At 72.1% G+C, this 19364-nt stretch carries 17 protein-coding genes and 1 pseudogene; 11 read left to right on the plus strand and 7 right to left on the minus strand.

The genetic code is table 11. The features are described from left to right. The first annotated feature begins 54 nt into the window (after positions 1-54). Positions 55-642 carry a TetR/AcrR family transcriptional regulator gene (locus tag HT134_RS06705; protein WP_175599303.1) on the plus strand — a complete coding sequence of 196 codons (588 nt, stop codon included), beginning with the start codon at positions 55-57 and terminating at the stop codon, positions 640-642. Between the two features lie 20 nt (positions 643-662). On the opposite strand, the gene HT134_RS06710 is transcribed toward HT134_RS06705, so the two are convergent. Continuing rightward, entirely contained in the window at positions 663-1682 is a 1020-nt protein-coding gene (locus HT134_RS06710) for a PLL family lectin (protein ID WP_175599304.1), read from the minus strand. A 255-nt stretch (positions 1683-1937) separates the two neighbouring features. Between HT134_RS06710 and HT134_RS06715 the strand changes: the two genes are divergently transcribed. After that, positions 1938-2729 (plus strand): hypothetical protein, encoded by a 792-nt coding sequence (locus HT134_RS06715; RefSeq protein WP_175599305.1) that lies wholly within the window; start codon positions 1938-1940, stop codon positions 2727-2729. Positions 2730-2759: 30 nt separating this feature from the next. Here HT134_RS06715 and HT134_RS45310 read toward each other — a convergent pair whose 3' ends face one another. Beyond that, positions 2760-2903 (minus strand): RidA family protein, encoded by a 144-nt coding sequence (locus HT134_RS45310; protein ID WP_246363560.1) that lies wholly within the window; start codon positions 2901-2903, stop codon positions 2760-2762. Here HT134_RS45310 and HT134_RS46775 point away from each other — a divergent pair. The 5 genes and pseudogenes from HT134_RS46775 (at position 2897) to HT134_RS06740 (ending at position 6008) form a co-directional block, all read left to right on the plus strand. After that, entirely contained in the window at positions 2897-3019 is a 123-nt protein-coding gene (locus tag HT134_RS46775) for a hypothetical protein (RefSeq protein WP_281387375.1), read from the plus strand. The genes HT134_RS45310 and HT134_RS46775 overlap by 7 nt on opposite strands. Positions 3020-3028: 9 nt before the next feature. After that, a pseudogene (locus HT134_RS44620) lies at positions 3029-3133 on the plus strand (winged helix-turn-helix transcriptional regulator); the annotation flags it as partial. A gap of 461 nt (positions 3134-3594) precedes the next feature. Continuing rightward, entirely contained in the window at positions 3595-4134 is a 540-nt protein-coding gene (locus tag HT134_RS06730) for a GlcG/HbpS family heme-binding protein (RefSeq protein WP_217707219.1), read from the plus strand. Positions 4135-4340: 206 nt separating this feature from the next. After that, positions 4341-5231 (plus strand): S1 family peptidase, encoded by an 891-nt coding sequence (locus HT134_RS06735; RefSeq protein WP_217707220.1) that lies wholly within the window; start codon positions 4341-4343, stop codon positions 5229-5231. Between the two features lie 78 nt (positions 5232-5309). Next, positions 5310-6008 carry a phosphotransferase gene (locus HT134_RS06740; RefSeq protein ID WP_175599306.1) on the plus strand — a complete coding sequence of 233 codons (699 nt, stop codon included), beginning with the start codon at positions 5310-5312 and terminating at the stop codon, positions 6006-6008. Positions 6009-6022: 14 nt separating this feature from the next. Here HT134_RS06740 and HT134_RS06745 read toward each other — a convergent pair whose 3' ends face one another. Then, complete coding sequence (locus tag HT134_RS06745; protein ID WP_246363561.1) at positions 6023-6610, minus strand: helix-turn-helix domain-containing protein; 588 nt, start codon at positions 6608-6610, stop codon at positions 6023-6025. Between the two features lie 105 nt (positions 6611-6715). Here HT134_RS06745 and HT134_RS06750 point away from each other — a divergent pair, with 105 nt between their 5' ends. Then, entirely contained in the window at positions 6716-7360 is a 645-nt protein-coding gene (locus HT134_RS06750) for a class I SAM-dependent methyltransferase (RefSeq protein ID WP_175599308.1), read from the plus strand. Positions 7361-7392: 32 nt separating this feature from the next. On the opposite strand, the gene HT134_RS06755 is transcribed toward HT134_RS06750, so the two are convergent. Together HT134_RS06755 and HT134_RS06760 are read right to left on the minus strand one after the other, a co-directional pair. Beyond that, positions 7393-8031, minus strand: coding sequence for a response regulator (locus HT134_RS06755; protein ID WP_175599309.1), 639 nt, complete (start codon positions 8029-8031; stop codon positions 7393-7395). Then, positions 8028-10034 carry a histidine kinase gene (locus HT134_RS06760; protein WP_175599310.1) on the minus strand — a complete coding sequence of 669 codons (2007 nt, stop codon included), beginning with the start codon at positions 10032-10034 and terminating at the stop codon, positions 8028-8030. Before HT134_RS06760 ends, HT134_RS06755 begins: the two co-directional genes overlap by 4 nt. Positions 10035-10199: 165 nt before the next feature. Here HT134_RS06760 and HT134_RS06765 point away from each other — a divergent pair, with 165 nt between their 5' ends. The 3 genes from HT134_RS06765 to HT134_RS06775 all read left to right on the plus strand — a co-directional run bounded on the left by HT134_RS06765 (position 10200) and on the right by HT134_RS06775 (position 12402). Continuing rightward, the gene (locus HT134_RS06765) at positions 10200-10913 is read left to right on the plus strand and encodes a hypothetical protein (RefSeq protein ID WP_175599311.1); all 714 of its coding nucleotides are present in this window, start codon (positions 10200-10202) and stop codon (positions 10911-10913) included. Beyond that, complete coding sequence (locus HT134_RS06770) at positions 10910-11266, plus strand: hypothetical protein (RefSeq protein WP_175599312.1); 357 nt, start codon at positions 10910-10912, stop codon at positions 11264-11266. Before HT134_RS06765 ends, HT134_RS06770 begins: the two co-directional genes overlap by 4 nt. A 638-nt stretch (positions 11267-11904) precedes the next feature. Further along, positions 11905-12402 carry a pyridoxamine 5'-phosphate oxidase family protein gene (locus HT134_RS06775; protein ID WP_175599313.1) on the plus strand — a complete coding sequence of 166 codons (498 nt, stop codon included), beginning with the start codon at positions 11905-11907 and terminating at the stop codon, positions 12400-12402. 122 nt (positions 12403-12524) lie between these two features. On the opposite strand, the gene HT134_RS48025 is transcribed toward HT134_RS06775, so the two are convergent. Beyond that, positions 12525-12797: an excalibur calcium-binding domain-containing protein gene (locus tag HT134_RS48025; RefSeq protein ID WP_217707222.1), complete on the minus strand. Its 273-nt coding sequence runs from the start codon at positions 12795-12797 to the stop codon at positions 12525-12527. Positions 12798-13035: 238 nt separating this feature from the next. Then, a complete protein-coding gene (locus tag HT134_RS06785) occupies positions 13036-19320 on the minus strand; it encodes an RHS repeat-associated core domain-containing protein (protein WP_175599314.1) in 6285 nt (2094 codons plus the stop codon). Between the last annotated feature and the right edge of the window lie 44 nt (positions 19321-19364).

Raw genomic sequence — 19364 nt, forward strand, 5'->3', positions numbered from 1 at the left:
GCTGTCTGTCGCTAGAGTAGAGAACGATGGTTCTCTGCGCAAGTTGGAGGTTCCGTGATCGACGAGGAGACGGCGCGCGAACGGGTCGTGTCCACCGCCGACCGGCTGTTCTACGCCCACGGTGTCCAGGCCGTCGGCATGGACACCGTCCGCACCGAGTCCGGCGTCTCGCTGAAACGCATCTACGCGCTGTTCCCCTCCAAGGACGACCTGGTCCTGGCCGTCCTCCGGCGCCGTACGCGCCAGTGGGACACCGGCGTCACGGGCGCCGTCTCCGGGGCCGGGACGCCGCGCGATCGGCTGCTGGCGGTCTTCGACTTCCTGGCGGAGTGGTTCCGCGAGGACACCTTCCGCGGCTGCGCCTTCATCAACTTCTTCGGCGAGCTCGGCGGCGACAGCAACCGGGTCGCCGAGGCCGTACGGGAGCAGAAGGCGTCCTTCCAGCGGCGCGTCGCCGAGCTGGTCCGCGAGGCGGGCGGCCCCGGGCATCTCGCCCCGCAGCTGGTCCTGCTCGCCGAGGGCGCCCAGACCACGGCCGCCATCTCCGGCGAACCGGACGCGGCGGCGCACGCCCGCGCCGCCGCGGACACCCTCATCCGCTGCGCGTTCGAGGGCTCCCAGGAGGCGGAGCGGGCGCTCTGATCACGACGTCCCGGACGGGTTCAGAAGTTGGCGATGGTGCCGCCGCGAGAGACCCAGCCGGGCCTCCACCCGCCGTCCGCCCCCTGCCACGTGTGCCACACGGCCGAGTCGAAGCCGAGGTAGAAGGCCTCCAGCCGGCCGTCGGCGCTGCGACCCAGAACCGGGTCACCGGCCGCCTGCCCGCCGAGTGACCTCCACGTGCCCCAGGCGCCGTCGGTCTTGGAGATCTCCCACACGGCGGAGTCGGCGCCACGGGCCAGGACGACGAGGCGACCCCAGTGGTCCTGGAGGACCGCCGGGACGCCGAGGACGTCCCCGCCGAGACTCTGCCATTCGCCCCAGCCGCCGTCGGGGCTGGTCTGCCTGATGTGCCACAACGGGTTGAGCATGTCGTCGGAGCGGTGCGCGAACACCTCCAGGCATCCCTCGGCGTCCCGGAACACCGCCGGACCGGCGGCCAGGACGCCGCCGAGGCTCTGCCATTCGCCCCAGCCGCCGTTGGCGTTGCTCTGTCCCAGGTGCCACAGGGCGTCGTCGGCCCACCGGACGAACACCTGCAGCCGCCCGTCGGCGTCCTGGAACACCGCCGGGTCGCTGAGCAGCCGGCCGCCGAGGTCCTTCCACCCGCCCCATTCGCCGTCCGGGCTGGTCTGCCAGATGTACTGAAGGGTGTTGTCGGCTCCGCGCACGAACGCGGCCAGCTGTCCCTGCGCGTTCTGGAACACCGCGACCTCGCCGCCGAGAGACTTGCCGCCGAGGTCGTCCCACCCGCTCCATCCGCCCGTGCCGGTCTGCCGGATGTGGCGGACGCCGCTGTCGATGCCCGGCGCGAACACCTCCAGGCGCGCCTGGCCGTCGCGGAAGACGGTCGGGGCCGTGACGATCATGCCGCCGAGGCTCTCCCACTGGCTCCAGTCGCCGTTGGGGCTGGTCTGCCAGATGTGTTGCAGCGTGCTGTCGACGCCTCGGGCGAACGCCTCCAGGCGCCCATCGGCGTCGAGCGCGACGTGGATGCTGGCGAGTGTGGGATCCAGAGGCATGGCGCCCTCCTGACGAAAAGGAGTCGATTGACGATGAAAAGCCAATCACGCCGACTTCCATGAATCCGGGAGGCACAGCGGGTGGAATCGGTCACGACATCACCATGGCCAATCACCGCCACGAAAAGGAAGATCTTGCCGAAACAGGCAGAAGCCGTCCGGGGCGAACCGGCCCCGAGCCGGACCGCGCTGATAGTTTCGGCGCACATGGCGGCCGGGCTCGGCCGAAGGAAATCATGACTGGAGGAGTTCATCATGGGCTGGCTGGACACTGCTCTCTCCGTCGCCACGACGATCGGCAAGATCGCGGGGACGATCCAGGGCCGCGACGGGTTCGCGCATTTCGGCCCGACCGGCACCGGAGCCAACCAGAAGATCGGCCAGGTGATTTTCTGGCAGGACGAGAACAGCCACATCTGGGCGGTCAATCAATCATTCGAGGACGGGGTCGGCCTTTACTTCCCGCCCGCCATGGGCGACAAACTCAAAGGATCGAGCATCCTCATCCCGAAGCTGGAGAAGTTCGACGTCACATTGGCGTTCAACGCATATTCACTGGCGGACGTGGACCAATTCGTCATCACTCCGTGGAAGCACAATGATTCCGCGGAGGCCGGCAACGAGGAGGAAGACGTCGTCATTCAGGCGCAGGCCGACAACCAGCCCAACAACGTGGAGTTCGAGCTCGGTCCCTTCATGCGCGTCCGGGTGAACGGGTCGGACCGGGTGGCGATCGTCACCGTCGTCGGCGGCCTGATCCTGACGGGGATCGTGCTGCTGTCCCTCAGGGGGGCGGGGATCACCCAGGCCCAGGTGTCCAACCTCCGCCGCCTCCTCCCCGCGACGGCCAACGGGGACCAGTCGAGCATGACGGTTCCCATTCCGGCCGGCGTCGACGTGAGCGCGGGCGTGTCCTCGATCTACGTCACCGCGTCCGTCCAGAACCTGCAGCCGCTCGTGCAGAAGTTCGCGCGGGAGAACGCGGGACTGCTGCGGCCGCTCACCGAGGAGGACCACGCGAGGATCGCCGCCTGCGCGGCGCCGTGACGACCGGCGCCGCAGGGCTGCCGGCCCCGCTCAGTCGATGACCGCGGTGGCCTCGATCTCAACCAGGTGCTCGGGGACGTCCAGCGCCGCGACGCCCAGCAGCGTGGCCGGCGGCACCGGGGTGACCCCCAGCTTCGCCGCCCCCGCAGGGCGGTGGCGAAGCTGAGGTGGCACTGCTCACCTGGGCGGCCAGGTCGCCGGCGCCGACCGTGACCCCGTCGGCGTCCCAGGCGACCTGCCCGGCGACGAAGACCGGTTTCGACCCCGTCGCGATCGACACCTGCCGGTAGGCGTCGAGCTTCAGCGAGCTGCGCGACGAGATCGACGGCATCAGCCACAAGATGCTCACCCAGAACCCGCGCATGCTGGAGCGCAACGGCCTGGTGGAGCGGACCGTGCCGCCCCGGCGTGGACTGCACCCTGACCGAACCGGCGAGCGGGCCACCCAGCCGACCGACTCGACACCGGCCTGCACCGGCATAGGCGCGCCGGTGGCCGATCAGGCGACGGCGACACGTCCGGGCAGCCGCTCGCTGCCTGGTCGCCGCCGCACTGGTGGTGGCGCTGGTCCGCGACCCGCAGCGGGCGGCCGCAGGACAAGGCGCACGTCCCGGTTCGCCGTATCGCACCCCGGTGCTGTGGCGCATCCACGCCGCCAGCTCCCTGCTGATCGTGCCGCAGTTCACCGTGGCCACCTTCGCGCTGGTGTTCCTGGTGGACGCCCAGCACTTCGACCCCGTCACCGCCGGACGCCTGCTGGCCGCCGGGCAGGTCGGCGGAGCCGCCATCCGCCTGGCGGCCGGCTGGTGGGCGGATCGGGTCGGCTCACGGCTCCGTCAGCCCCAACGGCCTGGCCTTCGCCGCCGTGGCCGAACATGCCGGACGCGCCTGGTCCGGGCGCGCGCTGGGCATTCAGAACACCGCCCAGAACGCCGTCGCCTCGGCCACCCCGCCGATCCTGGGCGCCCTGATCGCGAGCGTCGGCTACGGCCCCGCGTTCACCGCGATCCTGACCAACCAGGCCGCCCGCGCCGTCATCGAGGCCGCCATCGCCGCCGCCGAGGTCACCGACCAGCGTTACTCCGTCGCGGTGGTGGACGCCGCCGGGCACCTGAACGCCTTCGCCCGCATGGACGGCGCTCCGCACATCACCATCCAGGTCACTACCGACAAGGCCTGCACCGCCGCCGGATTCGGCATGACCACCCAGGCCTGGCACGACTTCATCAAGGACGACGCCCCGCTGGCCACAGGCGTCCCCGCCCAGATCGACCGGATCGTCACCTTCGGCGGCGGCATCCCCATCACCGCGGGCGGCCACCCGATCGGTGGCATCGGGGTCTGCGGCGGCCACTGGAGCGACGACATCAGAATCGCCGAAGCGGGCCTGGCCGCCATCGCCTAACCCCTGGCAGGCGACCACCACGACAGGGCGACCGTCGGGACCGACGAAAAGCAGCTGTACGTCTTCGGACGTCCGCAGGGAGCCGTCGAGCGGGACCGAGCCGCGACCCGCCCGCCTCGCTTCCGCGCAAAACCGCAGGTAGCCTGGCCCGCACAACCCCCTGGCCACACCTCCGCCCCCACCGGACGTACCCCATGGAGATGTGTGTGTTCACGACAATCAGGAAGCGAGCCGCGCTGCTCGCCACGGGCATGGCCGCCGGGATCGCCCTGATCTCTGCCGGTACGGCCGCCGCCACGACCCCCCTCCAGGGGACGCCCCAGGCCGCCGGGGCGGGCGCCGACCACGCCGCCATCATCGGCGGGCGAACGGCGAGCGAGACCTACTCGTTCATGGTCTCCCTCCGGCTGCCGTCGCTGCCCGCGCACCACTGCGGCGGCTCGCTCGTCTCCCCCGACTGGGTCGTCACCGCCGCCCACTGCGAAGGCCTGCTGAAGCCCGGCAAGACCCGGGTGCGCGTCGGGTCCCTCGACCGCGACGAGGGCGGCTCCGTCGCCGGCGTCGAGCGCGTCATCACCTACCCCCACCGCTACGATCCCCGCCTCGGCAGGGTCCCCGAGGGAGATCTCGCGCTGGTCAAGCTCGACCGGCGAGTCCCCCAGACGCCCGTCCCCATCGCCGACGGCCCCGGCCGGGTGGGCGAGCCGACCCGCGTCATCGGCTGGGGCATGACCTGCGACTACCGCCGGACCTGCGGAGGAGGCCCTCAGCAGCTGCGGGAGCTCGACACCGTACGCCTGGCCGACCAGCGGTGCACGTCCCTCGACCACGGCACCGAGGTCTGCACCGGCGCGCTCTCCGGCGCGGCGGCCAACGCCTGCAACGGCGACTCGGGCGGTCCGCAGGTCCGGCGCGTGGCCGGCCGGTGGGAGCTGATCGGCGCCACCTCGCGCGACGGCGACGACGAGGACCAGCGCTCCGGAGGCGCCGCCGGCTGCGCCACCACGCCCGACGGCAGGCCGGGAGCCGGCATCTGGACCGACGTCACCCACTACCGGTCGTGGATCGCGGACGTCATCGGGCAGGACGGCCGGTGAGGAGCGTCGTGGCCGGCGGTCCGCACGGAACCGTGAGGCAGTTGAGGTTCGCACCGTCGTGCGCCCTATGCTCCTCGCATGCAGACCGGCTCCCTCCTCGGCTCAGGCCGCACCGCCGACGTGTTCGTGATCGACGACGCCTGGGTGCTGCGCCGATACCGGGACGGCGGTGACCCCTCCGCCGAGGCGGCCGTCATGCGCCACCTCTCCTGCCAGGGGTATCCGGTGCCGCGCGTCAGATCGGCCGCGGACAGAGACCTGATCATGGAACGGTTGTCCGGCCCGACCATGGTCGAGGCGCTCCAGCACGGCGTGATCACCCCGGAGGAGGCCGGCGCGACCCTGGCGACCCTGCTGCGTCGTCTGCATGCTCTCCCGGCGCGGATCTCGGCCGATCCGGCGGATCGTGTCCTCCACCTCGACCTGCACCCGGAGAACGTGATGCTCACGCCCGACGGGCCGATGGTGATCGACTGGGCCGACGCCGGGGAGGGGGATCCCGCGCTGGACTGGGGGATGTCCGCGCTGATCCTGGCGGAGGCCGCGGTGAGCCGGCGGGCGGAGGCGCCGCTGGCCCACGCGGTCCTGGGCTCCCTGCTCAGCGATGCCGACCATGCCATCGACCTGGAGACGCCGCTGAGAGCACGGGCCGCGAACCCGACGCTGAGCCAGGCCGAGAGACGGCTCCTGGACGACGCCGTGGCGCTGGTGCGCTCCCTTGCCGGCGCCTCGGGGCGCCGGCACGAACCCGGCAGCCAGGCGCCGGACCGCTCCTGAGGGGCGCCCGGGCCTCACGCCTCGGCCGGGCCGCGCCTGGGTGCCGCGCGGACGTGCGCGCGTTCGCCTTGTCTCCCGATGAGACTCAGGAACTCGACGGGACCGGCGCCGCCGGCCCCGAACCAGTGCGGGGTACGCGTGTCGAACTCCGCGGCCTCCCCGGGCCGGAGCGTGAGGTCGTGCTCCCCGAGGACGAGGCGGAGCTCACCGTTGAGGACATAGACCCAGTCGTAGCCCTCGTGGGTGCGCAACCGGGGCTCGGCGGCGTCGCTCCCGGCCGGGATGACGAACTTGTAGGCCTGGATTCCTCCGGGCCTGCGGGTCAGCGGCAGCACGACCGAGCCGTCGCCGCAGGGGATCGGACGCAGGTTGACGCGCGGGTCGCCGGTCGGCGGCGCGTCGACGAGCTCGTCGAGCGTGACCCCGTGGGCGCGGGCGAGGGGAAGCAGCTGCTCCAGCGTCGGGCGGCGCAGACCCGCCTCCAGCCGGGACAAGGTGCTGACCGAGATCCCGGTCTCCTTCGCGAGGCCGGCGAGGGTGACGTCCCGCTGCAGCCGAAGGCGCTTCAGCCTCGGCCCCACGGCGTCAAGGGTGCGGTCCATGGCGTCGTCCACCCACCCATTTTTGCCGATCGGCAACAACGTTTGCTCATCCGCCCGGCCCCTCAGCACCATGATGCGCGTACCGAGGCGACGAGAGGACGGCCGATGACGCACGCGTTCGACAAGGACTTCTGGGAGCGGCGATGGCGCGACGGGGGCGCCGGGTCCATGGGCGGCAACCCGCCGAACCCGTACCTCGCGCGTGAGACCGGCGGGCTGACCCCCGGCACGGCACTGGACGCGGGGTGCGGCGGCGGCGCCGAGGCGATCTGGCTCGCCGCCCGGGGCTGGCACGTCACCGCGGCCGACATCTCGTCCGAGGCCCTCGCCCGCGCCGCCGCACGCGCGGCGGCCAGCGGGGCCGGCGGGGCGGGCGGGGCGGGCGAGCGCCTGCGGTGGGTCGAGGCGGATCTGCGCGTCTGGAGCCCCGATGAGCGGTTCGACCTGGTCATGACCCACTACGCCCACCCGGCGATGCCCCAGCTGGAGTTCTACGACCGCATCGCGGGATGGGTGGCTCCCGGCGGCACGCTGCTCATCGTCGGGCACCTGGACATCCCCGGCTCCACCGGCCACGGTCACCACCCTCCCGCCGAGGCGTCGGCCACCGCCGCGGCCGTCACCGCGCGCCTCGACGGCGCGGCGTGGGAGATCGTCACCGCCGAGGAGCACCACCGCACGCTCACCGGCCGCGGGGACCGAGCGGTCCCCCTGCACGACGTCGTCGTGCGCGCCACCCGGCGTCGGTGACCACCGGATGAACCGAGGGCCGCGCCGGCGGGTCAGAGGCGGCCGAGCCCGGCGTCGCGGGCTCGGATGATCGCCTCGGCGCGGTCGGCCACCTGGAGCTTGGTGAAGATGCTGGAGATGTGGTTGGCGACCGTTTTCGGAGCGATGGCCAGGCGGCGGGCGATCTCGCCGTTGGGACGGCCGGCGGCGATGAGGTCGAGAACCTCACGCTCGCGGTCGGTGAGCTCGGGGAAGGGCTCCTGGACGACCGGCGGGGCGGCGAAGAAGCCCAGCACCCGGCGGGCCACACCGGGGCCGAAGATGGCCTGGCCGCCGGCAACGGCGTGGATGGCGCGGGCGATCTCGTCCTGCTGGGCGCCCTTGAGCAGATAGCCGCGGGCACCGGCACGCATCGCGGAGAACACCGAGTCGTCGTCCTCGTACATGGTGAGCATGAGCACCGCGACCCCGGGCGCCGCCTGGGCGATCCGGCGGGTGGCCTCGATGCCGTCCAGGTGCGGCATCCGGATGTCCATGACCAGGACGTCGGGCTTGCGCGCCACCGCCTCGCGGACGGCGGCGTGACCGTCGGCCGCCTCCGCCACCACGGTCAGGCCGCTGATGGAGTCCAGGAGCGCGCGCAGGCCGCTGCGCACCACCGGATGGTCGTCGGCCAGCACGATCCTGATCATGGTGCCCCCAAGGGTAACGTGGCGGCCACCCGGCCGCCGCCGGTGGGCGCGGCGCCCGCGGTGCAGGTGCCGCCCAGCTCGGCGGCGCGCTCGCGCATCGAACGCATGCCGACTCCCGGCCGCCACGCGCCGCCGGAACCGGTGCCGTCGTCGGCCACCTCGACGTGCAGGCAGCGGGTGGCCGGCCCGGCCGCGGCCGGGTGCCCGTCGGCGCGGATCCGTACGCGCACCCGGCCCGCGCCGGAGTGCCGCACCGCGTTGGTGAGGGCCTCCACCGCGATCCGGTACGCCGCCGCCTCGACAGCCGCGGGCAGGGCGGGCAGGTCGGCGGCCTCGACGCGTACCGTCATGCCGGGGCGTTCGAGCTGGGCGGCGCGCTGCCGGATCGCGCCGGCCAGCCCGAGGTCGTCCAGGGCCGGCGGCCGAAGGTCGTGGACCAGCCGCCGGATGTCGTCGATGGCCTGGGTGGCCTCGGCGCGCAGTTCGGCGAGGAGAGCCCGGGCCGAGCCGGGGTCGGTGGCCAGCAGGTTGCCCGCGGCGTCGGCCTTGAACGTCACGCCGGTCAGCACCGGGCCCAGGCCGTCGTGCAGATCGCGGCGCAGGCGCCGCCGTTCCTCCTCGCGGGCCGCCACCAGGGCCTCGCGCGAGCGCTGCAGCTGCTCGGAGAGGGCGACCGCGTGCACCGCCACCGAGAGCGGCGCCGCCAGCAGCTCCAGGACCGCGCGGTCCGGGCCGCCGAGGCGTTTCTCACCCGCACGGAGCCCGATGACCAGCTCGCCCACCCGTACCCCGCCGTAGGTGAGCGGGATCGTGTGCAGCAGTTCGGGCGCGGCGCCGCAGGACGCCACCTCGGTGTTGTCGACGCGGAGGGCGGCGAACGGCAGGCGCAGCGCCTCCCGTACGGCCTCCAGCACCCCGGGAAGACCGGTGTCCAGCCGCGCCCCGACCCGGGACACCGCCCGCACGGGATCGGCGCGGTCCCCGTACAGGATCCGGTCCACGACCCGCTGGAGCCGTACCCGCACCGGATTGAACCCCACGGCGATCAGCACGGTGGCCGCCGCCGAACCGCCCAGCCCCACCTCACGCCGCATCACGCCGTCGAACAGGGCCACCAGAGCGACGTACGAGGCGACGACGACGGCCGTGAGCAGCGCGTACAGCACCGTCCTCGACACCACCAGCCGGATGTCGAGCAACTGGTGGCGCAGGATCGCCACGGTCATCGCGGCGGGGACGAGCGGGATCGCGAGCAGCACGTGGACCGGCGCGTTCCGCAGGACGCCCCACGGCACCATCACGATGAGGACGAGCAGCACCGCCTGCATGAGCCACAGCAGCTGACGGCGCCGCCGCTCGTCCCCGCGCCGGTAGCGCACCACCAGCGCCACCAGGCCGATCGCCACGGCGACCACGCCGCGCACCTCGACCGCCGTCCAGAGCGCGTCGAGGTCCGCGTGGATGACCAGGTGGCCGGACAGCCCGGCGACCACGGGGTCCGGGCCGGCGCCCATCTCCAGCACGAAGAGCGGCGAGGTCACCACCGTGGCCCACATCAGCCGCCGGAAGACGGGACGGCCGTCGGGGAAGAGCTGCAGGACCAGCGGCAGGCACAACCCGATCGACCACGGCCACGCCCACGCGGCGACGGTGACGAGCGTGCGGTTCAGGCCGATCGGCCAGCCGTCGCGCACACCGGCCTCGGCGAGGGGAACGAGCGCGGCCGTCGTGGCGTGCCCGATCCCGGCGGCCAGCAGCAGCCAGCCGACCGGGTTGCGGGGCCGGTGCCAGGCCACCAGGACACCGCCGACCGGGAACGACAGGCCCATCGCCGCGTTCGTCACGACGAAGCGGTCCCACGCCTCGGTCCAGGTCATCCCCGCCACCGCCCCGCCGAGCACGGAGACGGCGACCTCGACGACGGCGAGGCCGAAGAGCCCGGCCGACAGCACGCCCGGCCACCGTGCCCCCGCCCGCGAGTCGGAGGAGTCACCCGCTGTCATGAGCACATGATGGGGCGCCCGGACCCGTTTGTCGTGGGTGTGCGCTCCTGGACGGCCGGGACATCCTCCCGGCCCGCCGGCGGCCCCGGCCCATGCGCCCGGGAACGGCGAAAGCCGACGCTTCGGACATCGACCTCCACCCCCGACGATTCCGGAGGCTCTTCCATGACCACCGCCACGTCCGCGACCACGCGGAAGGCCGTCCCGCCGTCGCGCGCCGCGTTCGCCCTGCTCATCCCGGTCGGCCCGCTGGCCGTCGCGATCCTGCGCGCCATCCTGCCCTACTCCACGGCCGACGGCCCGGCCCGGCTCGTCGGCAAGGTCGCCGCCCACCAGGACGCGCAGAGCGCTGTGCTGTGGCTCGCCTTCGCCGCCGCCCTGACCCTGGTGCCCGGGACGATCGCGATCGGCCTGCTCGCCGTCCGGCGCGCCCCCGCCCTGGGGACGGCCGGGCTGGTGCTGGCCGTCGCCGGCTTCTCCTCGCTGTACGCCGTGGGCATCGGCGACCACCTCGCGCTGTCGGCGGTCCGCGACGGCCTCGACCCCGGTGCGGCCGCACGACTTCTCGACGGCCTGCACGCTCTGCCCGCCGTCTCGGCGGCCACCACGCTGTTCGTGCTCGGCCACATCCTCGGCGTGGCTCTGCTCGGGGCCGCCCTGTGGCGCGGCCGGACCGTCCCGGCCTGGGCAGGGATCGTGCTGATCGTCTCCCAGCCCCTGCACGCCGTGTTCGCCGCCGTCGTACCGAACGCCGCGCTCGACGGCCTGGCCTGGGGGCTGACCGCGGTGGGCTTCGGCGCCGCGGCGCTCGCCTTCGCCCGGCACCGGGCCGGGTCCATCCGCCCCGGCGGCACGCGCGAGGACGGGGGCCTGCGATGAGAACCGGCCTCGTCACCACGGGGCTCGCCCTGGCGGGCCTGCTGGGCGTGTCCGACCTGGCCACCGCCGGGACGCCGGGCGTGCCGCCGATCGCCGCCGTCATCGCGGTGCCGCTCGGCCTGATCACCCTGGCCGGCCTGGTACCGGCCTGGCGGAGTGGGAGCCGCGGCGCCGTCCGGGCGGTCGTCGCCAGCAGGGCGCTGTCCGCCCTGGTCGCGGTGCCCGGCCTCACCGCCGGGGACGCGCCTGGCCCGCTGAAGGTGGCCGTCGCCGCGTTCCTCCTGGTCTCGGTGGCCGCGATCGTCCTGCTCGCTCCCACCCTCCGTGAGCGCCGGGCCCGTCCGGGGAGATGAGCAGTCCCCTGCCGACCGCCTTGGTCAGCGAGCAGAGAAGGTGCGGGCGTCCGGCCGTTCGGCCGTTCGGGGAGGATGCCGGGTTCCGGCGTTCACGTCGTGTCAGCCACGGACGGCGGTTAGTTTGTCCCCATGGGAGGGCGGGCGAGGCGGCGAGGCCCCGAGAGACGATCGAACCGGGGCACGCTGGTCACACTGTCGGCGGGCACCATGTTCGCGGGGGTGGCGGCCAATTTCAGCGAGCTGCCGACGATCTCCCAGGTGGTGTTCGGCGTGCTGGCGGTCGCTGGGGCGGCGGCTCTCGCGACGGCCGGAGAACCGTCGAAAAAAACCCGGGCGGTAAGTGCGAGCGCTCACCGCAGGTCAGAGGCTGTAGCAGCCTGGCTGGGCTTCGTACGCCTCTCAAAAAAGCCTTCGCCGTTCTTTAGATCGGCAGAGCCGCTCCGCCTTCCGGTGCGCTGACCGCCGTCTACGCGACGTCGGGCCGCGTCGACCACCAGCCGGACCCGGTGCGGGATGGTGATGAGTAGCGGTGGCGGCCGGGGAAAAATCGAGAACTCGGGGGCGGCGGATGTCGAGAATGCTCCGGCGGCTCCGTCCCTGGGACGGATCACGACAACGACCCTGAAGGGACCGCCATGCGAGCGAACGAGATCACCGAGATCCTGGACCGGCCGATCAGCCGAGAGCTGCTGGCGCGCGACGTGACCCGGCTGGCGTACGTGGCCAAGGACGGCACGCCGCGGAACGTCCCGATCGCGTTCACCTGGAACGGTTCGGAGATCGTCATGTGCACGACGAAGAACGCCCCGAAGCTCCCCGCTCTGCGCGAGAACCCGATGGTCGCCCTGACGATCGACACCGAGGTGCACCCGCCCAAGATCCTGCTCATCCGCGGCCGGGCCGAACTGGACGTCGTCGACGGCATCCCGGAGGAGTACCTCCAGATGAACGGCTCGTACGAGATGACGCCCGAGCAGCGGGTCGCGTGGGAGGCCGAGATCCGCTCGCTCTACGACGGCATGGTCCGCATCGTGGTCACCCCGACGTGGGCCAAGCTGATCGACTTCGAGACGACCCTGCCGAGCGCCATCGAGGAACTGGTCCGGCGGCGGGCCGAGCGCGAGCGCGCCTGAACACGGTCGCCGACCGTACTGAGGGCACAACAGCATCAGGACGACGCCGACGAGGCACGAGAGAAGCACGTGCAGCTTGTCGCCGGCCCGCACCCCTGAGAAAGGTCGGCGACACCGTACATCTACCGCTCGCAGACCACGCCTTCACCGTCTCGGTCCTGATACCAGGAGCACTCGGGGTCGCGGCCGCGATAGTGCGGGCCATACCCCGCGGCGTTGGCCTCCCCGCAGGTCCGGAAGCGTGGATCATCGCCGCTGGACGGCCCGCCGGTCGGCGTCGGAGTGGGCGTATCGGTACCGGCGGGGACTAGGACGGCCAGCGGGCCAGTGAGGTGTACGTCTGGGATGGATCCGGTGCGAGGAGAACTTGGCCGGCCGGGTCTCTGCTGATGCAAGGCAGACGTCAGAAGGCTTGTCGCCGGCAGCAGCGCCCGCGCAGGTCCTTCGTCGACGGCCGGCAGCAGGCCGGCTGGCGTTCCTCTGGTCTCGACCGGCCCAGCGAGATCGAGGCCCGGCGGGCAGCTAGGCCCGGCAAGGGGGTGCGGGGGAGCTCGGCTCCCCCGCTGTCACAGCCCGAGCCTCATCGCGCGGAGCGCGCCCGTGCGAGGTCCGTGCCGTGGAGCCCCTCACACCTCAGAACAGGCCTCCGAAGAAGTCGTCCAGTCCGCTCTGGTCGAAGTAACGGATCATCCGGAAGCCGGCGTCGCTGATCGTGCCGGTCCGTGTCTCCGGCGGTTCCAGTTCCTGCGGTTTGTAGTCCTGCCTCAAGCCCTGCCCCGAGCCCGAGGGCCCGGTCAGGTTCGGCGGGGGCGCACCGTCCGGGTACATCTTGCCGTTGCGGAACACCGTCACCGACTGGGTCGGCTGTGCCACGCCGTTGTTGCCGTACACCTGCCCCGGTCTCGCGGCGCGCGAGCGGGCCGACTTGGGCGGCGACTGCCGCTGCCCCGCCCTATGACTGGTCGGCCGGCGGCCCGGCCGCTGGCGTTCATAGCGCGGGAGCCTGGTCACGCGCCCGCCGGTCTTCTTCTTCACGTGCCGCAGGGTCCGGCGCGCGGCCTGCTTGGCCTGGCGTTTGGCCTTGGCGGCCCGGCGTTTGCGGGCCGCCTCCGCGGCCTTCTTGCGCGCCTCCTCCGCCTTCTTCTTGGCCTCCTCCGCCTTCTTCCTCCTGGCCAGCTCCTTCGCCTTCCGCTTTGCCTTCTGCTCGGCCTCCTTCTTGGCCTTGGCCAGGGCCCTCTTCCTGGCCTGCTCGCGGGCCAGCGCCTTGGCCCTGGCGATGGCGCGCTGCCTGGCCAGGCGGATGGCCTCGCGGCGTGCCGCCTGCTGGGCGAGCTTCTTCGCCAGTTGCCGCGCCGCGAACCTGCCCACCACCGCGACGATGATCCACACCCACTGCCCGTCGGCGTCGCTCATGGTGACGGGGCTGTTGTTGGCGTAGGCGTAGGCGTTGAGCTGCTGCGGGTCCTCCTCGTCGATGACGGGGTCGACCGACAGGAACCGGCCGTTCCTGGCGTCGTACTCGCGGGCGCCGAGCTGGACCAGGCCGATCGACTGGTCCTTGACGCCGCCGACGAAGCCGCGCTGGCCCGGCCACCACTCCGGTGGCGAGCCGCGGTCCTCGCCGAACGGCGTCAGCCTGCGGACCGCCAGGTCGCCGCTGCCGGCGTTGACCGCGGCCAGGGCCGTGCCCTGGTGGTCGCCGGCCAGGAAGTAGACCTGGTTGTCCGGCGTGCGCACCGCGACGGGCTCGCCGTTGATGGTGTAGTAGCGGGTCTGCTCGACGACGTCCTTGGCGGTGTCGAGGCGCAGCTCCATGTCATCGATGTAGAGGGTGGTGTCGGTCGGCGTCCGGCGGATCAGCCGGTCGCCGTCGGCGTCGTAGACGAACGACGTGGTCTTGCCCGCCTCGGTGACCGACTCCAGGTTGCCCTCGGCGTCCCAGGTCAGGGTCTGGTCGGAGGTGCCGACCTTGCGCCTGGTGGTGTTGCCGGTCGGGTCGTACTCGAACACGTCCGCCCCGACGGTCTGCAGCGCGTGCGGCTGCTTCTCGCCGGCCTTGGGGTAGGTGAAGGTGCGGACCGACTCCTGGCGCCCGCCGAACGCGTGCTGCGTCTCCTTCGTCCGGTTGCCCGTGACGTCGTAGGCGTAGCTGGTCGCGTACGGGGCCACGCCGCCGATCTTGTCCGGCTGCGGGCTGCCGGAGGCGCAGTCGTCGGTGGCGGTCCACGCCGAGGTCAGCCGGCGCAGGTGGTCGTAGGTGAAGCACTGCGTGTCGGGGCCGCGCGCGCCCTTGTCGCTGATCTTGGTGAGGTTGCCGGCGGGGTCGTAGGTGTAGTTGAGGTCCAGGTCGGCCGCCGGCTCGGACTCGCGGTCCAGCCGCGTCCGGGTCAGCCGCTGGGTGACCTCGTCGTGGGTGTAGGTGAGCCAGCTCTTCCTGCCGCCCGTGCTCAGCTCGTACTGCAGCACCTCTCCGAGCTTGGAGTAGCGGGCGGCCGTGACGTACGACGACAAGCCGGTCACCTTGGTGGGCTGGCCCAGTTCGTCGTAGTCGTAGACGACCTGCTCGTCGGCCAGGCCGCCTCCGGCGGGGAAGCTGACCGACTGGACCTCGTCGTCGAGGGTGTAGCGGGTGTTGAGCACGTACGTCCCGGCGAGCTTGCCTTCCCGCTCGGGGATGGTGACGGTCTCCCGCAGGGCGCGGTAGTCGGAGTCGATCGCGTTGATCTCCGCCTTGTACGCCTGGCCGCCGACGTAGCGGATCGCGGCGTTCTGGTGCCCCTTGGCCAGCTTGTCGTACTCCCACGAGGCGAGCAGCGGCCCGTCCTTGGAGCCCTCGCGCAGCTCCTTCTTGCGGCCCAGCTCGTCGTAGACGTAGGCGAGGGTCTTGCCGCGCGCGTCGGTGGAGGTGAGCAGCTCGTCGGCGTCGTTGTAGGTGAACGTGGTGACGCCCTTGTCGGGGTCCTCCGTCTTGATCTCACGGCCCCGCAGGTCGTAGTGGTGCCGCCAGACGTTGCCGGCCGGGTCGGTCACCGTGGCGAGCCGGCCCGCGGCGTCGTAGGTGTACTTCGTCGCGTCGTACTCGCCGGTCGGCGTGGCGCCCTCGTACTGCCGCAGCTCGATGAGCCGGTCGTCGGCGTCGCCGATGCGGGTCGTGGCGGTGCCGCCGGGCGGGGGCGTGATGTGCACCCGGTCACCCTGCGTCGTGGCCGTGGCCCGCCACTTCTCGACGCCCTTGGCCCGCAGCACCTGGGCGGTGACCTCGCCGGTCCCGTCGTAGACGTAGCCGAGCTGGCTCGGCACGTCCGTGTCGGCCACCGCGAGCAGGTCGGTGGAGGGGGCGCCGGGACTGAAGTAGCCGCCGTTGCTCCTGGCCACCTCGCCGAGAGAGTTGTAGAAGGTGTCGGTGACGGTGCGCCCGTCACGCAGCGCCGGGTCCTGCGTCTGGTCGTCACGCGGCGCGGGCTCCTGGGTCTGCCGCTCGCGCAGCAGCCCGTCGTACAGCTCGTGGCTGGTGGTGTAGCCGCCGTCGGCCCTCAGGGTTTTCGTGGTGACGACGCTGGGACCGTCGGGGCGGGTCAGGTAGGAGTACTCGGTGCTGGGCGACTGGCCCGCCGCCTTGCTCCGGTCGGACTGCCACACCTTGACCAGGCGGCCGAGCGCGTCGTACTCCATGTCGACGCGCTTGCCGTTCGCGTCGATCTCGGCCACCGGCCGGCCCCAGGCGGGTTCGAGAAGGGTGCGCTCCTCGTGGCCCAGGGGGTTGGTCTCCTTGACCTCGGTCGCCGGCGCGCCGGAGGCCGGCGTGTAGGTGGTTTTGACCGTGGTGCCGACCGCGTCGGTCTCGCTGGTCGTGCGCCCGTAAGCGTCGTAGGTCAGGACGGAGTTGGTGACGGTCGTGCCGTCCCCGGAGACCACCTCCTGGATCGTGGTGATGTCGCCCTTGACCGGGCCCTGCCCGTACGGCCTGCTGTCGTACTGCACGCGTTCGTCGGAGATGATGTCACCCGCGGCCAGCGTGGACACGGCGGTGCCGCACCCCGCGGCGACCTTCTGGATCCGGCTCTCGTAGTCGAGCATCCAGGCCGTGCTGTTGCGGGCGTAGGTGTAGCGCACACACTGGTCGTCGTCGGTGGTGGCCAGGTCGTTCTGCTCCTCCACCTGGGTGAGCAGGCCGTGCTCGTCGTAGGCGCGGGTCTCGCCGGTGCGCCGCCACTTCCCGCCCTCCAGGGCCGTGCGGGTGACCATCGACTTCGGTTCGACGATGTACGCCGCCTTGGTGACACCGCCCTGCGTGGACTCGGCGGTCTTGAGCGACCACGGCTCCTCTGTCGTCGCGGTCACGATCGGGCCGCCGTCGCCGTCGTGCAGGATCTCCTCCCGTTCCAGGCCCGCGTACTGGTCGAGGTCGTCGATCTTGCCGCCCTCGGAGTCCACGACCTGGACGTCGCGCTTGGATCCGTCGGCCAGCTTGTCGCCGTCCATGCCGCGGAAGTACCGGAACTCCGTCAGCGTGCGCTTGACGTCCTTCCCGTCGCCCTGGCGCACCCGCACCCGGCCGAACCCGCGCCAGTCGGACCACGTGCGGTGGGCCGGCTTGACCAGGTTGCTGTCGGTGAAGTGCCAGGCGGCTCCGTCGAGGTACTCGTAGTCGGTGACCACCCACGGCGATCCGGCGACCCGGTCCACCTCGACGGTCTGCGTGACCACGTACTTGTGGAACCAGTCGGTGACCTCGCCCTCGTTCGGCGGCGCCCAGCGCTGCGGGAAGCACAGCCTGGTGTTCTTGTCGGCGGCGGGCACGTCGCCGGGCTTGCAGTCGGCGGCCGAGTAGCTGACCCGCAGCTCTCCGCCGTTCTCGTTGTTCACCGTCTGGACCCGCCACTTGACCAGCGGGGCGCGGCCCTCGTCGGCGTCCACCCGGTTGGGAAGCTGGACGCCGGTGAACGTGACCTTGGGCAGCGTGACCGTGCCGCCCACATGTCCGGTCTGCTGGATGGACGCCAGCCACAGCGCCGGGCTCATGCCGTCACCGGAGGCGGGGAACTGGTGGGTCAGCGTCCAGGAGTCCACCGGGTTGTAGCCGCCCGTGGCGTTGACGATCTGCGTGGTGACCTTGGCCAGCCGCTTGCGGGTGAAGAACGTCGGCGCGAGCCGGTCGGTGCACTTGACGCCGGCGTCGCAGACCTGGTCGAAGGGGACGTCGGGCCAGTGACTCGCGTTCTCCTTCGTGAACTGGTCGGCGGCGCAGGTGACCGTCCCGCCGGGGACGCACCGCTCGGCGACGTCGAAGACGACGCGGGCCGCGGGCGACCGGGTGAACAGCTCGCCCTGCAGGTAGCCGTAGTCGATGCGGGTCAGGTAGCCGCCACGCGTGTACACGGTGCCCAGCTCGGGCTTCATGTTGCGGCCGTAGTAGTTCTTCTCGGTCTCGTACCAGTACGTGATCGCGTTGCCGTGGGTGTCGACCGACAGGTCGAGGTTCCACCGGTACGCCTGCTGGCACCAGGCGTCGGCCGGGGTGCTGTTGTAGCAGGGCTCCCCGCTGTTGTTGCCGAACACCGGCACCGTCTGCACCGACTTGGTCTCCGGCTTGCCGGACACCCAGCCGGGCAGCCGGTTCAGGCCGAAGGTGTACTGGGTGCCGTCGGCCGTGGTGACGCGCCAGTACTCGCCGTCGTTGTCGCCGTTGACGGCGCCCTTGAGGTACTCGACGCGGGTACCGTCGTCGCGCTTGGGCCGCCACTGCTTGGTCGTGGCGTCCTTGATCAGCTCGACCGCCGAGCCGCCGAGGGACAGGGTGACGTTCTCGCCGTCCCAGCACAGGTCGCCGGTCTTCTTGCCGTCGAGCATGCAGGACTTGTACTGGCGCTCGATGAAGCCGCCCGGGTTGAGCTCGAAGCCCTCTCCGACCCACGATGGCTGGTTGTTGGTCGAGGCGGTGCGGCCGTCCACGCTCTGCGCGGAGTAGGCGACCGTCATCTCCGGCTCGTCACCGCCGAGCGCCGGCGGCGCCCGCAGCTCGTAGCTCCAGCCGAAGTCACCCGACTGGGCGCCGACGCTCCACTCGGCCGACGGCGCGAGCGAGGTGGCGGAGTGGTCGCCCGCCGGGCCCGAGGCCGCGGCCGTCACCGCGTACAGCGCCGGCAGGTCCAGGTCGGCGCTGATGGTGCCGGCCTTGGTGTCGTTCTCGGACGGCACCGGCTCCGGCAGCGGGCAGGCTCCGGTGGCCGCGCCGCCCGTGGTGGGGGCCAGCGCGCAGTCCTGCAGCTTCACCAGGCGCAGCCGCGAGGCGTAGTCACCGCCGGAGGCGTAGCGGAAACCCGAGTAGTCGATCTCCAGGCGTGTCCGGCCGGACCTCGCCGCGATGCCCTGGCCCGGCGTCACCCGCATCGCGAGCCCGAGCATGCCGGTCTTGGCGGTGTCGAGCAGTTCGACGCGGACCCGTTCGGGCGCGGCATCCGCCTTCGGAGCGGCCGTCTCCTGGGCGGCCGTCTTCGGCTCGCCGGCCGTCTCCTGGGCGGCCGTCCTCGGCTCGCCGGTCGTCTTGGCAGCTGTCTTCGGCGTGGTGGCCCGCACCGGGAAGCCGGCGGCCAGGGTCCGTGTCCTGCCCGTGGTGTCCAGCTCGACGGCCTGCGGTTTCGGCCAGGTGACGCCCGGCGGCGCCTTCCACGCCTGTTTCTCCGCCTGGTCGACCGTCCTGGGCAGCACCGGTACGGGCCGCCCGCGCACCGGGCTCTCGTTCCGTACGACGGGGGCCGAACGTGGCGCCGCGCTCGCGGGCATCGCGTACGCCAGCGGCGCGATCATGACGACGGCCAGCACGGTCGCCAGCCGCCGCGGCCACGGCGAGGGGCGCGCTGGTTGCTGAAAACGATTCCAGTGGGTTTCGGGCAGATCTAACTCACTCGGTGCGTCCATGACCTCTCCCGATGTGGGGGGTGAACGGAGGGCTACGGGTGACG

The sequence above is a fragment of the Nonomuraea rhodomycinica genome (genome assembly GCF_013363995.1).
Classification (GTDB): domain Bacteria; phylum Actinomycetota; class Actinomycetes; order Streptosporangiales; family Streptosporangiaceae; genus Nonomuraea; species Nonomuraea rhodomycinica.